This window comes from Xanthomonas sp. BRIP62409 (assembly GCF_003992965.1).
GTDB lineage: Bacteria > Pseudomonadota > Gammaproteobacteria > Xanthomonadales > Xanthomonadaceae > Xanthomonas > Xanthomonas euroxanthea.
In genome coordinates, this window is record NZ_QEZJ01000016.1 from 16,353 (window position 1) to 30,479 (window position 14,127).

Here is a 14,127-nt window from a genome sequence, read left to right on the forward strand (position 1 = left end):
GAGAATGTCCTTCTCCCGCTAGCGGGAGAAGGTGGCGCGCCGCGCCGGATGAGGGTCGTGCCGAGGCGGCGGAGACGTACTGCCCCCATCCGCCCTGCGGGCACCTTCCCCCGCTGGCGGGGGAAGGACACAGCATCAGCGCTTGACTCCGGGAAAGCCCAGCTTCTCGCGTTGTGCGTAATACGCCTGCGCCACGCCCTGCGCCAGCGCGCGCACGCGCAGGATGTAGCGCTGGCGTTCGGTCACGCTGATCGCGCGGCGCGCATCCAGCAGGTTGAACGCGTGGCTGGCCTTGGTGACCTGCTCGTACGCCGGCAACGGCAGGCCGACCTCGACCAGGTGCTTGGCCTCGGCCTCGCAGGCGTCGAACCGATGGAATAGCTCGGCCACATTGGCATGCTCGAAGTTGTAGGCGCTCTGCTCCACCTCGTTCTGGTGGTACACATCGCCATAGCTCACCGGCGTGCCATCCGGGCCGTAGGTCCACACCAGGTCGTAGACGTTGTCGCAGCTCTGCAGGTACATGCACAGCCGTTCCAGCCCGTAGGTGATCTCGCCCAGTACCGGCTTGCACTCCAGTCCGCCGGCCTGCTGGAAGTAGGTGAACTGGGTCACCTCCATGCCGTTGAGCCAGACTTCCCAGCCCAGGCCCCAGGCGCCCAGGGTGGGCGATTCCCAGTTGTCCTCGACAAAGCGCAGGTCGTGCACCAGTGGGTCGATGCCCAGGGCCTTGAGCGAGCCCAGGTACAGGTCCTGGATATTGTCCGGGTTGGGCTTCATCGCCACCTGGTACTGGTAATAGCGCTGCAGGCGGTTGGGATTTTCGCCGTAGCGGCCGTCGGTGGGGCGGCGCGAGGGCTGCACGTAGGCCGCATTCCACGGCTCCGGTCCCAGCGCGCGCAGGAAGGTGGCCGGATGGAACGTGCCTGCGCCCACTTCCAGGTCCAGCGGCTGGATCAGCACGCAGCCTTGCTCGGCCCAGTACTGGTTGAGGGTCTGGATCAGGCCCTGGAAAGTGATTGGAACGCGCCGGGAATCGGACATGCAGCAAAGGCCGTACGGAAGGGGTGCGCTAGTATACCGGCCGACCCGCAGCGCTTTGCCGCGGAGCACCGCTGCAGGGGAACCTCGAGCATGGAACAGCGGCGTACGGCCGATACTGAAAGCGCAGCGGCACTGTTGCCGCGCGGCCGCCTGATGTTCGACCCGGTGGCCGCCGCCCTGCTTGCAGACGGCATGGTGGTGCCGCACGAACATGAGCGCGTGCAGTTCTCCGCCGCCGGCGTGCGCAATGCCAGCGAGGTGCATCCGCTGGTGCTGCTGGCCAATCTCAAGCTGCATGCCGCGCAGCCGCCGGCCGGCGAACTCGGGCTGGAACGGCTGACCGAATGGCTGGCCACCCGCACCGGCCTGCGCTATCTGCGCATCGACCCGACCCGCATCGATGTGGCCGCGGTCACCGGCGTGGTCTCGCATGCCTACGCACGCCGCCACCGCATCCTGCCGCTGGCGCTGGATGCCGAGCGCGTACTGATCGCCACCAGCGAGCCGCTGGCGCTGGAATGGCTGGCCGACGTGCAGCACCTGAGCCGGCGCCGCATCGAACTGGCGCTGATCAACCCGCTGGACCTGCACCGCTACACGATGGAGTTCTTCGGCGTGACCCAGTCGGTGCGCGGCGCGCGCGGCGATGTGCGCAGCGCCGAACCCGGTGCCGGCCTGCCCAGTTTCGAGCAGCTGGTGGAACTGGGCCGCGCCGGCGACGTCAATGCCGACGACCACCACATCGTGCATATCGTCGACTGGCTGCTGCAGTACGCCTACGAACAGCGGGCAAGCGACATCCATCTGGAGCCGCGTCGCGAGGCCGGGCGCATGCGTTTCCGTATCGACGGGGTGCTGCACAAGGTGCTGGAAGTGCCGCCCTCGGTGATGACCGCGGTGGTCAGCCGCATCAAGGTGCTCGGCCGCATGGACCTGGCCGAACGCCGCCGCCCGCAGGACGGTCGCATCAAGACCCGGTCGCCCGGCGGGCGCGAGGTGGAAATGCGCCTGTCCACGATGCCCACCGCGTTCGGCGAGAAGTGCGTGATGCGCATTTTCGACCCGGATTCGGCGTTCAAGAGCATCGAGCAACTCGGCTTCAGCCCGGAAGAGGCCGCCGGCTGGAGCGCGCTGGTCGAGCGCCCGCATGGCATCGTGCTGGTCACCGGCCCCACCGGCTCGGGCAAGACCACCACGCTGTATTCCACGCTCAAGCGCTTGGCCACGCCGGACGTGAACGTGTGCAGCGTAGAAGACCCGATCGAAATGATCGCGCCGGAATTCAACCAGATGCAGGTCCAGCAGAACATCGACCTGGATTTCGCCAGCGGCGTGCGCACGCTGCTGCGCCAGGACCCGGACATCATCATGATCGGCGAAATCCGCGACCTGGAGACCGCGCAGATGGCGGTGCAGGCCTCGCTGACCGGGCATCTGGTGCTGTCCACGCTGCACACCAACGACGCCGCCTCGGCGATCACGCGCCTGCTGGACCTGGGCGTGCCGCATTATCTGGTGGCCTCCACGCTCAACGGCGTGCTGGCGCAGCGCCTGGTACGCACGCTGTGCGTGCACTGCAAGCGCCCGCACACGCTCAGCGACGACGACTGGTCGGCGATCCGCGAGCCGGGCGAAACGCTGCCGGAAGTGCTGAACGTGCACGCGCCGGTCGGCTGCCTGGAATGCCGCCGCACCGGCTACCTGGGACGTGTCGGCCTGTACGAGCTGCTGCCAGTGACACCGCGTTTGCGCAGCCTGATCCGCGCCGACACCGACCTGGCCAGCTTCAGCCACGCCGCCCGCGGCGAAGGCCTGCGCACGCTGCGCCGCACCGGCCTGGAAAAGGTCGCCGCCGGGCTGACCACGGTGGAAGAGGTGTTGTCGGTCCTGCCGCCGCGGGACTAGGCGGATCGCCTGGGACTTGCACGGTTATCGGCCCAGGCGACCCTCACCCCAACCCCAGCTCCGGGCCCCGGCCCGCGTTTGCGACGCGGGCGCTCCAAGGCACGCGCGCCAGTGGCGCGCAAGCCATGCCCTCTCGCCCCGGCGGGAGAGGCGCTCGCTCCGTTCTCCCACCTTCTCCCTTCTCCCACCGGGAGAAGGTGCCCGAAGGGCGGATGAGGGTACGTCGGCACGCACATGCCGCCATTGGCAGGGGCTCCGCCTCACCATTGACCAGGTACACGGCACGGCCGAGTACAACCAGATCAGCGGCGCACGATCACCACGGCAACCGAATCGGCAACCGACGTGGCACAAACCATCTCAGCCATCACTGCTCTTACATCCACACAGCGCGAGTAGCCAGCTCCCCGCCCCCCAGCCATCAGCACATAGCCATCCGGCATAACCTTAGCTGCATGTATTGGCACGCCAATTGAAAAAAACCGGCGGGAGCTGCCTACAATCGGGCACATCAGTCGCTGCTGGATGCTCGTCCGCATGTCCGCCTTGCCGTTCCTGATCATCGAAACCGGGCATCCCGTGCCGGAGATGAAGCGATACGGCCGCTTTCGGCACTGGATCCGCGTTGCGGCCGGGCTGGCCGAACACGAAACCGTCGCCATTGATGTCGCCAACGGCGGCCGCCTGCCCGACCGCGCCGGCTTTGCCGGCACCATCGTCAGTGGCTCGGCCGCCTATGTCACCGACCGCGCCGACTGGAGCGAACGCAGCGCCGCCTGGCTGCGCGATGCCGCCCACCAGGGCATGCCGCTGCTGGGCATCTGCTACGGGCACCAGCTGCTGGCGCACGCGCTGGGCGGCGAGGTCGACTACAACCCGGCCGGACGCGAGTCCGGCACGATCGCGCTGGAACTGCACCCGCCAGCCGAGCAGGACCCTTTGTTTGCAGGCCTGCCGGCGCATTTCCCGGCGCACGCCACGCACATGCAGACCGTGGTGCGCGCCCCGGACGGGGCCATCGTGCTGGCGCATTCGCGGCAGGACCGTTGCCATGCCTTCCGCTGGGGCCAGGCCACCTGGGGCGTGCAGTTCCACCCCGAGTTTGCCACCCACCACATGCGCGGCTATGTGCAGGCGCGCGCCGAGTGCATCGCCCGCCACGGCCACTGCGCCCGCACGGTCGCCCGGGAGGTCACCGCCGCGCCGATCGCGCGCAAGCTGCTGCGCCGGTTCGTGCATCACGCACGCGGCCTGCAAACAGTGAGCACTCATCCCGCCGCACACACGCAAAAGCAGCGATAATCGCGCCACGCCGGATGGTCCGGTGCGTATCGATCCGGAATGGGAATGAGCGAAATCCGCAAGGTGCCGGCGTCTGCCGGCGCAGAATGGCTGTTGACCGGTTTCTCGCTGTTGAAGCGGGCGCCGCTGGCGCTTGGCTCGCTGGGGGTGATCTGGAGCGTGGCCGCCACCCTGGTAGTGTCGCTGTCGGTGCTGGTGCCGTTGCTGGGCCCGGCCCTGCAGTTCCTGCTGGTGCTGGCCGGCCCGCTGTTCATGGGCGGCCTGCTGTGGGCGATCCGCGAGGTCGACGAAGGCCGCATCGCCAAGCCGTCGCATCTGCTGCACGGCCTGCAGGACGGCCGCGCGCCGCACCTGCTGGTGTCGCTGCTGCCGCAGCTGATCGCCGGCCTGCTGCTGGGCGTGCTGCTGCTGGTGATGATCGGCGCCAGCGGGCTGCAGCAGCTGTCCGAGGTGATGATCAAGATCAACCAGATCAGCCAGTCCGGCGCGCAGCCGGACCCGGTGCAGATCGAGCAGCTGGCCGCCAGCCTGCCGGCCGGCCGGATCCTGCTGTGGCTGCTGCTGACCATCGCCACCTTCGCGGCGATGACCCTGGCACTGTTCGTGATGCCGCCGCAGGTGATGTTCGACCGCAGCACCGGCGGCCACGCGCTGCGCGAGAGCCTGCGCGCCAGCCTGCACAACCTGCCGGCGATGCTGGTGTTCTTCGTGCTGGCCTTCATCGCCATCTTCGCGATCTATTTCGCGGTGATGATCGTGGCGCTGATCGTCGGCCTGGTCGCCGGCCAGACCGTGGCGATGTGGCTGGCCCAGCTGCTGCTGATGGCAGTGCTGATGCCGGTGTTCGCCGGCTCGGTCTACGCGGCCTGGAAGCAGATGTTCACGCACCAAGGCGCTTCTGCCCAGCCGACGACGCCCTCACGCCCGGATGTGTTTGCGGCCTGAGCCCCTGACCTGCGGATGTGCTTGCCGCCTCAGACCGCCGCCCCGTAAGAGCGCACCCGGGCGCGACATGCTTTCCCTGGGACACCCCCCGGTCACGCGCAAACGTGTTCGGCCAGACCATCCCAACCCGTAGGAGCGCACCCAGGCGCGACAAAGCATTCGTCGGGAGAGCCCCGGTCGCGCCCGGGTGCGCTCCTACGTGGGTGATTGGCGTCTGGGGCGATGCTGGCCCCGTCCGCGCGCTAGGCGCTCTTCGGCCCCACCGCGCGCGAGGCGATGATGCCCAGCTCGTAGAGCAGGCACATCGGGATGGCCAGCATCAGCTGCGAGACCACGTCCGGCGGGGTGAGCACGGCGGCCAGGATGAAGATGCCGACGATGGCATAGCCGCGGCCTTCGCTCAGCTGCTTGGGGCTGACCCAGCCCAGCAGCACCAGGATTACCAGCGCCACCGGCAGCTCGAAGCTGGCACCGAAGGCGAAGAAGATCGCCAGCACGAAATCCAGGTAGGAATTGGCGTCCGGGGTAATGGCGATCACGTCGGGCTTGAACGTGGTCAGGAAGTGGAACACCGCCGGCAGCACCAGGAAATACGCGAACGCGCAGCCGATGTAGAACAGTGCCACCGCCGAGGCCAGCAACGGGAATGCGAGTTTCTTCTCGCGCTGGTACAGGCCCGGCGCCACGAAGGCCCAGGCCTGATACAGCAGCCACGGCACGCTGAAGAACACCGCCACGAAGAAGGTCAGCTTGAGCGGGGCGAAGAACGCGCCGGCCGGGTTCATCGCGATCATCGTCTGCCCCAGCGGCAGCTGCGAAATCAGCGGCGCGGCCAGCCACGAGTAGATTGCGCGGGAAAACGGCAACAGCGCCAGCAGCACCACGCCCAGGCCGATCAGGGCGCGCACCAGGCGTGCGCGCAGCTCGACCAGATGCTCGATCAGACTGCTTTCGGCCTGTGCGTCGTCGAACAGGCTCACGGCCGCTTCTCCTGGAGCTTGCCCGGCTCGGTCGGGTCGATCAGCGCCTCTGGCGTGCCCGGCTCCATTGGCGAGGCAACCGGCGTCTGCACGCTGGCATTGCCCAGGTGCGCTGCATGCGGCGCCGGCGCCATGGGCCGTGCCTGGGCGATGACCGGTGCGGCCGCCGCATGTTCAGGCGCATCGGCGGGGCCCGCTGCCGGCGCGGCATTGGCCCCAGCCGACAGGTCCGCATGCGCCAGCTCCAGCGGCGTCGCCACCGGTGTCGTGGTGCTGCGGATATCGATATCGCGCCCGACCTCGTCGTGCAGCGCGCGGGCGCCCTGCTCCAGATGTTGCTGCTTGTTGCGCAACTGGTCTTCGGCCTCGCGCAGCGAGGCCTGCACGTCCTGCAGGCTGCGCTTGAGCTCTTCGGCCTCCAGCTCGCGTTCCAGCTCCTGCTTGACCGAGTCCCATTGCATGCGCGCGCGGCGCACCCACAATCCGGCGAACCGGGCCGCCTTGGGCAGGCGCTCGGGACCGAGCACCACCAGGGCGACGATCGCAATCAGCGTCAGTTCGCCAACACCTATGTCAAACACCGACGCCGCTCCGGATCAACGCGCGTCGCGATCGCGCTCGGCCTGCGCCTCACGTGCCTGCTCGGCCGTGCGGCTATCGTCGCCGAGCTTGCCGGCCGGCTTGTCCTCGTCGTGCATGCCTTTCTTGAATTCCTTGACCGCGCTGCCGAGATCCTTGGCACCGCTGGTGAGCCGCTTGGTACCGAATACCAGCAACACGATCACCAGCACGATCAGCCAGTGCCAAATGCTGAAACCGCCCATGATCTGCTCGCTTGCTGAAGAAGAAGGAAGGCGCAGGATACCCCAGCGCACCGCGCAGGGGGATGACAGCGCGTCAGCGGTTGCCGTCCAGCGATTCGGTGCGGATTTCGCCATCGGACACCGGCTGGAAACCCTGCTGCGGCGGTGGCGTGGTGCTGGGCTGCATCGGCACGGTGCTGGCCTCGTTGACCGCAGGCGGCGGTGTGGTGGCCGCCTGTGCCGGTGGCGGCGTTGCCGGACGCGGCGCGCTGGCGCCGTCGTCGGCGCTGCCATCGGTACCGCGATTGGCGCGTGCGGTGTAGGTTGCCTCTTCCAGGCGGTCGCGGAAGGCGATCACGTCGGTGGAGGCACGCTCGTTGGTACGGCCTTCGAAGATCATCCGCGGGGTGGCGCCGCCACCGTAGGCGTTGAGGTCGGCGGCATCGTCGATCTGCAGCACCGCACCGTCCAGCGCCACGCCGGCGAACAGGCCACGGGCGCGCGACCACGACCAGATTTCGGCCTTGAGCTGGCCATCGGTGGCGGCGGCGGCATTGCGGCCGACCGGGCCGGCGGCCACGCCGGCATCGGCACCGAGGGTGAACTTGCCGTTGACGATGTTGTCCAGGCTGCGGTCGTTGCGGAACACCAGCACCACGTCGGAGGACTGCACGCCGGCCTGGAAGCCGATGCTGCCGCCGGTGAGCTTGACGAAGACCGGCTGCGACCAGCTGCCGTCGGCATTCTTCATCGACATCAGCCCATGGCCGCGACGGCCGCCGATCACCAACCCGGCCTTGAGCGTATCGGGGATGACCACGATGGCGCGCGCCTCGTCGAGCAGCTTGTCCGGGATGGCCTGCTCGGGAATCTTCATGATCTCGTTGAGCACCCGCACCGCGTTACGCGCGCGCTGGTCCTCTTCCGGGCCGGCAACGGCATGGCCGGCGGCGAAGGTCAGCGACAACAACAGGGCCAGGCGCGACAGACGAGGCATGACAAGCTCCAGGGGACGATCCGTCAAAGATAGCAATGGCGCGACGTTAGTGGTGGCGCAATGAATCGGTGGTGAGCGCAAGCGGGTGCCAGAGGCGGTCAATGGGGGCGATCGATGCGCTGTCCTCGGCAGCACTGCCGCGCTCTGCCAGAATGGCGCGCATGAACACCACCCCCGATACCGCCCTGCTGGTCGTCAATCTCGGCACCCCCGAGTCGCCCACCGCCCCGGCCGTGCGCCGCTACCTGGCCGAGTTCCTCAGCGACCGCCGCGTGGTCGCGATCCCGCCGCTGTTCTGGAAGCCGCTGCTGTACGGGGTGATCCTGCCCATCCGCGGGCCCAAGTCGGCCGAGAAATACGCCAAGGTCTGGCTGCCGGATGGCTCGCCACTGGCGGTGTACACGCGTCGGCTGGCCGAAGGCCTGAAGGAGGTCATGCCGGACTGGCACGTGGAATGGGCCATGCGCTACGGCGCCCCGGCGCTGCGCAAGACGCTGGACGGCCTGCGTGCGCGCGGCATCCGGCGCATCGTGGTGCTGCCGCTGTACCCGCAGTACTCGACCACGACGACCGCATCGATCCAGGACGTGATCGACGCCTGGCGCCCGGGCGCACCGGAGATCGCGGTGGAGGTGATCCAGGAGTATTGCGAAGACGCCGGCTGGGTCGCGGCGATCGCCGATTCGATCCGTGCGCACTGGCAGGCGCACGGGCGCAGCGAGAAGCTGATGTTCTCCTTCCACGGCCTGCCGCAGCGCGTGGCCAATGCCGGCGATCCGTATCCGCAGCAATGCGAGCGCAGCGCGCAGGCCATCGTCGCCGCGCTGGGCCTGGGCGCGGACGAATGGCAGATGGGCTACCAGTCGCGCTTCGGCTCGGAGCGTTGGCTGCAGCCCTACGCCGAACCGACCTTGTGGAAACTGGCCGAAGGCGGCGTGCGCAGCTTCGACCTGGTCTGCCCGGGTTTTGCCACCGATTGCCTGGAAACCCTGGAGGAAGTGGCGCTGGGCTTTGCCGAAACGCTGGCCGAACGCGGCGCCACCCTGAGTTACATCCCCTGCCTCAATGCCAGCCCGGCACATGCGCAGGCACTGGCCGCCGTGGCGCGGCGCGCGTGAGGTTGGAGCCGTTTGCGTGCGACCTGGCGATCGGCCGGGTCACCGGACTGCGCAACCCGGACCGTGGCCCGCGCCGGGTGCTGGCCCTGCATGGGTGGCTGGACAACGCCGCCAGCTTCCTGCCGCTGAGCGCGCACCTGCATGCACAGGACCTGGACCTGGTCCTGCTCGATCTGCCCGGCCACGGCCATAGCGCGTGGTTGCCGGTTGGTGCCGAGTACACGCTCAGCAGCGCGATCGGCATTCTGCTGCAGGTGGCCGATGCGCTGGGCTGGGAGCGCTTCAGCGTGCTCGGCCACTCGCTGGGCGGCGGTGTTGCCAGCCTGCTGGCCGCCGCGGCGCCGGAACGCGTGGAGGCGCTGATCGCGATCGAGGCGCTGGGCGCACTGGCCGAGCCGGTGGAAGGCACCGCCACCCGCCTGCGCGATGCGATTGCCTCGGCACGCACCTTGTCACAGCGGCCGCTGCGCGTGTTTCCGTCGATGGAGATGCCGGTGCGCGCACGCATGATGGCCAACCAGCTCACCGAACCGGCCGCGCGGCTGCTGGTGGAGCGCGGCGTGTGCGCGGTCGAAGGCGGCTACAGCTGGTGCAGCGACCCGCGCCTGACCCTGCCCACGGCCATCCGCATGACCGAAGCGCAGATCGACGTGCTGCTGGCCTCCATCGCCTGCCCGGTCCAGGCCATCTTCGCCACGCCGGCGCAGGTGTACTTCCCCGCTGCCTTGCGCGATCACCGCGTGGCGCTGATGCGCGATGCGCGCCTGCAGTTGTTGCCCGGCACCCACCATGTGCATATGGAAGTGCCGGACGCGGTGGCGGCGGTGATCAACGGATTCCTGGCGTCGCTGCCGCCGCAGCGCGCGTGATGCAGGTGAGGCAAGCATGCGTCGGCGCGATGCGAATGCGCTGAAGTTCCTGCCGTTTGTTGCCCTGCACGCGACAGCTCACTCAGCCTGCAACAACCGCCGCAGCTGCGCCTTGAGCTGGCACCCGTGTTCGTGGAAATAGCTGCGCTCGTCGCGCCAGGCGGGAAAGCGCTGCTCCACCTCGGCCCAGAACGCAGGCGAGTGATTGGCCTGCAGCAGGTGGCAGAGCTCGTGCACCAGCACGTATTCGAACGCGGACGGGCGGCCAAGCACCAGCGCCAGGTCCAGCGCCATCGAGCCATCCGGTGCCAGCGAACCCCACTGCGAGGACATCACCTTCAGCCGCACCCGCGCCGGCGCGCGCGGCAGGCCGGGCAGATAGCTCGGCAACCAGCGTCCGACATCGGCGCGCGCCTGTGCTTCGTAGAATTCCTTCAACGTGCGGCGCAGGCCTGCATCGCCTAGACGCGTAGGCACATGGAACTGCGCGCCGTCGTCGGTGACCTCGATACGTGCGTAGCGCCCGTCGTGCCAGCTCAGCGGCAACAAGGCGCCGCGTAACGGCAGCAACCCCGGCACGCCACGCGCCAGCGCCGGAAACGCATCGACCTGCTGATAACGCGACAGCTGCGTGCCCAACCAGTCCAGGTGCGCCAGCAGAAAGCGCTCGCCCGACACCAGGCTTGCGCGCAGCGGCAGGGTCAACCGCGCACCGCGTTCGTCGACGCTGAGCTTGATGCGCCGCGCACGCGGGTCGCGCACGCGCAGGACCGCGATTTCGCGCCCGTCCAGTTGCACGCGTACGCAGTCGCGTTCGACAACCTGCGGGGCGGGCGCGATCAGACGGCGGACGGGCTTGAACATGGACACAGGATAGCGCTGCGATGTGTCAGGTGGTGAGATGGCGCGATTGATACATGCGATGTGACGGCGTGTCCTGCGAGCGGTGAGGGCACCGCGCCATCGACGCTGCGCGTTGGCTGCAGGGCCCTTGCCCGCCCACCATCGTGGGACGCGCTGTGAATCCATCCATGGAGGCTCTTACGCGGCATCCATGCCGCGTAAGGTCCCGCGACGGTGAGCGGGCAAGGACCTGTCGAGATGGTCGGTGTGCATGGCTGCAAGCAGAAGTTGAGGTGCGATGGTCGAGCCACTGTGCCTCGACCGGCTTCCCACCACTCGTCTCACCGCAGACCGAGCAGCAGACAAGCGTTTTGACGCGCAATCTGCAAACGTCGCGTCTGCCCACCGCAAGCCGAGTGACACGCTTTCAAGAAAGCAGCCGACCAACTGTCTGGCGCGGTGTCCTCGCCGGTTGCGGGACCGTGTGGCGGCATGGATGCCGCCACCGAGCCCCCAGGGATGGGTTCACGGCGTGTCCCGCAAGCGGTGAGGACACCGCGCCCTCGACGCTGCGCGTTGGTGCAGGGCCCTTGCCTGCCCACCATCGCAGGACAGCCGCAAGTACGTCCCTGTAGGCTCTTACGCGGCATCCATGCCGCGTAAGGTCCCGCGACGGTGAGCAGGCAAGGACCTGTCGAGATGGTCGGTGTGCACGGTAAGAGCGGTGTTGGATGCGTCGTTCGCTCATGACGTATCAGCTCCATGTCTGATGGGCGCCGCACGACAGACAGCTCTCACAAGAGCACCGACCAACTGTCTGGTGCGGTGTCCTCGCCGGTTGCGGGACCGTGTGGCGGCATGGATGCCGCCACCGAGCCCCCAGGGATGGGTTCACGGCGTGTCCCGCAAGCGGTGAGGACACCGCGCCCGCGACGCTGCGAGCTGTTGTTCTAGACCTCGGATGATTCAAGCGGCGCATCGCCCCTTGACGCCGCCGCCGTTCGAAACCTGGTTACTCGGCCTTGCTCAGCTTCAGCGCGGTTTCCAGCAGCAGGAACAGGCGCCGGATTTCGGCGCTCATCAGTGCGAAGCGCGCGTCGAGTTCGGCGCGCGCACCGTCGTCTTCGCTGTGTTCGAGCTGGTCCAGTGCGCCATCGAGGAACTTGAGCTTGCGGATCACCAGATCGTCGCCGAGCACGAACGACAGATTGTCGTCCAGCACCAGCGCCAGCTTGGTCACCTGCTTGCCGGCTTCCAGGTGCTTGTCGATCTCGTCGCCGCGCAATTCCTGGTGCTGGCACTTGACCACCGCGCCGCCTTCGATCGGGTCCTTCATCTCGCATTCTTCGCCCAGGCTCAGGCCTTCGGGCAGGGGTTCGCCGGCGATCCAGCCGGTGAGGATGGCGCGCGGTGCGACCTCGGCATTCAACGGCAGTGCCGGGAAGCTGCCGAGTGCGCCGCGGATCTCGCTCATCACGTTCTCGCCGCTCTTGCGGCTGGAGCTGTTGACCGCGATGTAGCCGTGCTGCAGGTCCAGGATGGCATCGGTGCGCGAGCTCTTGACGAAGGCGCGCGGCAGCAGCTCATGGATCAGGTCGTCCTTCAGGCGCTTGCGGGCCTTGCCGCCGGGGCGACGGCCTTCCTTCTCTTCGATCTCGGCGACCTTGCGCTCGAGCAGGTCGTTGACCACCGCGCCGGGCAGGATCTTGTCCTCGCCACCGACGGTGAGCCAGAGGAAATCTTCCAGACGGTGCGAGAGCACTTCCTGCTCGTCGCGGCCGAACGGGGAGATGAAACCGCGCGAGCTCATTTCCAGCGGGCCGACCGGCTTGAGCTGCACTTGCGGCAGCAGCGTGTCGATCTCGGAGAAATCCAGCGTGGTCGGGAAACGGAACAAAGTGAGATTACGAAAGAACATGCGTCAGACCGAAGAGGAGGAAGAAACGTGGAGGGTGGAAAGACTGCCGGCCGCGATGGCCGCGTCAGTCGCCGTCGTGTGCGCTGTCGCCGGCGGCGAGCCAGGCGCTGGAATCGGGATCGGGATCGGGCGGTGCTGTATCGCCATTGCGGCCCAGCGCCAGGAAATCGAACAGGGTGCGGTCGGCCAGTTGCTCGGGCCGCACATCGCCCAGCGCGCGGGCGATCTGCTCGACCCGCCCGGGCTGCTCGCGGTCCCACTGCTGCAGCATCCGCCCGACCTGCTGGCGCTGCAGGTTTTGTTGGCTGCCGCACAGGTTGCACGGAATGATCGGGAACTGGCGCGCCTGCGCGTAGGCGGCGATATCGGCTTCGCGCACGTAGGCCAGCGGGCGGATCACCACATGCGCGCCGTCGTCGCTGCGCAGCTTGGGCGCCATCGCCGCGAGCCGGGCGTGGTGGAACAGATTCATGAAGAACGTGGCGACGATGTCGTCGCGGTGATGGCCGAGCGCGATCTTGGTCACCCCGTGCGCCTGCGCATAGGCATACAGCGCGCCGCGCCGCAACCGCGAGCACAACGAACACATGGTCTTGCCGGCCGGGATCACCCGGCTGACCACCGAATAGGTGTCCTGCTCGACGATGTCGAACGGCACGCCCAGGCCACGCAGGTAGGTGGGCAGCACCTGCGCGGGAAAGTCGGGCTGCTTCTGGTCCAGATTGACCGCCACCAGGGTGAACGGCACCGGCGCCTTGCGCTGCAGCTGCAGCAGCATGTCCAGCAAGGTGTAGCTGTCCTTGCCGCCGGACAGGCACACCATGATCTTGTCGCCGGGCGCGATCATGCCGAAGTCTGCAATCGCCTGGCCCACCTGGCGCTGCAGGCGTTTGCCCAGGCGCAGCTGCTCACGCTGCAGCCGCTGGCGCGGGTCGCGCGGCGCGGGGTCGGCCAGGGGTTGCGGCAGCGGCAGGACAGCGGTCATAAGCCGCCCATTGTAGCTGCCCGGCGCGCGGCGGGCCGGCGCCGGGCGTGCGCGGCTGAACGGGTGGTCAGACGCTTGCGGGCGGGGCGTTCGGCGTGCGTCTGGTGGTGCTGCGGCGTCAGCGGGCCCAACGCGGCTGCGGGTGCCGCAGGTCGTCGGGGCGGCGCACATCTCGCAGCGCAGCAAGCCTTTCGGCGCCGGGCTGGGTAAAGTCGGGCAGACCGCTTCACTCGGGATCGGCATGGCATCTCCAGCTTCGCTCCACCGCGCGGCTTTTTTCGGTCGCAGGTGTGGTAGCGCTAACATTTTGTGCGACGTGGGTCAGGCCCTGCGCCCATATGTGTCCCCGGCGCTGATCGAGCGTGCGCGCTGCTGGCGCGGTGGCGGTGCGCATGCACGATTGCCGCGCTGCGTGACT

13 protein-coding genes are annotated in these 14,127 nt (G+C 68.1%); 5 read left to right on the top strand and 8 right to left on the bottom strand.

Translation table 11 applies throughout. The annotated features are described in order from the left end of the window. Window positions 1-135 precede the first annotated feature (135 nt). The gene (gene glyQ, locus EO170_RS05905) at window positions 136-1,044 is read right to left on the bottom strand and encodes a glycine--tRNA ligase subunit alpha (RefSeq protein ID WP_104584364.1); all 909 of its coding nucleotides are present in this window, start codon (window positions 1,042-1,044) and stop codon (window positions 136-138) included. A 90-nt stretch (window positions 1,045-1,134) separates the two neighbouring features. On the opposite strand from glyQ, the gene EO170_RS05910 reads away from it, so the two are divergent. The 3 genes from EO170_RS05910 to EO170_RS05920 all read left to right on the top strand — a co-directional run bounded on the left by EO170_RS05910 (window position 1,135) and on the right by EO170_RS05920 (window position 5,196). Further along, window positions 1,135-2,949: a GspE/PulE family protein gene (locus EO170_RS05910; protein ID WP_104584362.1), complete on the top strand. Its 1,815-nt coding sequence runs from the start codon at window positions 1,135-1,137 to the stop codon at window positions 2,947-2,949. Window positions 2,950-3,486: 537 nt separating this feature from the next. After that, window positions 3,487-4,251: a glutamine amidotransferase gene (locus EO170_RS05915; RefSeq protein WP_126943269.1), complete on the top strand. Its 765-nt coding sequence runs from the start codon at window positions 3,487-3,489 to the stop codon at window positions 4,249-4,251. A 45-nt stretch (window positions 4,252-4,296) separates the two neighbouring features. Further along, a complete protein-coding gene (locus tag EO170_RS05920) occupies window positions 4,297-5,196 on the top strand; it encodes a BPSS1780 family membrane protein (RefSeq protein WP_104584360.1) in 900 nt (299 codons plus the stop codon). 242 nt (window positions 5,197-5,438) lie between these two features. Here the strand turns inward: EO170_RS05920 and tatC are convergent, their stop codons facing one another. The 4 genes from tatC to EO170_RS05940 form a co-directional block, all read right to left on the bottom strand. Further along, window positions 5,439-6,176 carry a twin-arginine translocase subunit TatC gene (gene tatC / locus EO170_RS05925; RefSeq protein ID WP_104584358.1) on the bottom strand — a complete coding sequence of 246 codons (738 nt, stop codon included), beginning with the start codon at window positions 6,174-6,176 and terminating at the stop codon, window positions 5,439-5,441. Then, a complete protein-coding gene (gene tatB / locus EO170_RS05930) occupies window positions 6,173-6,757 on the bottom strand; it encodes a Sec-independent protein translocase protein TatB (RefSeq protein ID WP_126943272.1) in 585 nt (194 codons plus the stop codon). Before tatB ends, tatC begins: the two co-directional genes overlap by 4 nt. 15 nt (window positions 6,758-6,772) lie before the next feature. Beyond that, a complete protein-coding gene (tatA, locus tag EO170_RS05935; RefSeq protein ID WP_104584354.1) occupies window positions 6,773-7,000 on the bottom strand; it encodes a Sec-independent protein translocase subunit TatA in 228 nt (75 codons plus the stop codon). Between the two features lie 73 nt (window positions 7,001-7,073). Continuing rightward, a complete protein-coding gene (locus EO170_RS05940; RefSeq protein ID WP_164740925.1) occupies window positions 7,074-7,976 on the bottom strand; it encodes a YSC84-related protein in 903 nt (300 codons plus the stop codon). Window positions 7,977-8,128: 152 nt separating this feature from the next. On the opposite strand from EO170_RS05940, the gene hemH reads away from it, so the two are divergent. Continuing rightward, window positions 8,129-9,094: a ferrochelatase gene (gene hemH, locus EO170_RS05945; protein WP_104649908.1), complete on the top strand. Its 966-nt coding sequence runs from the start codon at window positions 8,129-8,131 to the stop codon at window positions 9,092-9,094. A gap of 2 nt (window positions 9,095-9,096) precedes the next feature. After that, complete coding sequence (locus EO170_RS05950) at window positions 9,097-9,963, top strand: alpha/beta hydrolase (protein WP_104649861.1); 867 nt, start codon at window positions 9,097-9,099, stop codon at window positions 9,961-9,963. A 78-nt stretch (window positions 9,964-10,041) separates the two neighbouring features. On the opposite strand, the gene EO170_RS05955 is transcribed toward EO170_RS05950, so the two are convergent. The 3 genes from EO170_RS05955 to ttcA form a co-directional block, all read right to left on the bottom strand. After that, complete coding sequence (locus tag EO170_RS05955; protein ID WP_164740926.1) at window positions 10,042-10,827, bottom strand: SprT family zinc-dependent metalloprotease; 786 nt, start codon at window positions 10,825-10,827, stop codon at window positions 10,042-10,044. Between the two features lie 991 nt (window positions 10,828-11,818). Next, entirely contained in the window at window positions 11,819-12,724 is a 906-nt protein-coding gene (locus EO170_RS05970) for a recombination-associated protein RdgC (RefSeq protein ID WP_007974628.1), read from the bottom strand. Between the two features lie 64 nt (window positions 12,725-12,788). Further along, window positions 12,789-13,709, bottom strand: a complete 921-nt coding sequence (gene ttcA / locus EO170_RS05975) for a tRNA 2-thiocytidine(32) synthetase TtcA (protein ID WP_126943284.1) — start codon at window positions 13,707-13,709, stop codon at window positions 12,789-12,791. Window positions 13,710-14,127 lie beyond the last annotated feature (418 nt).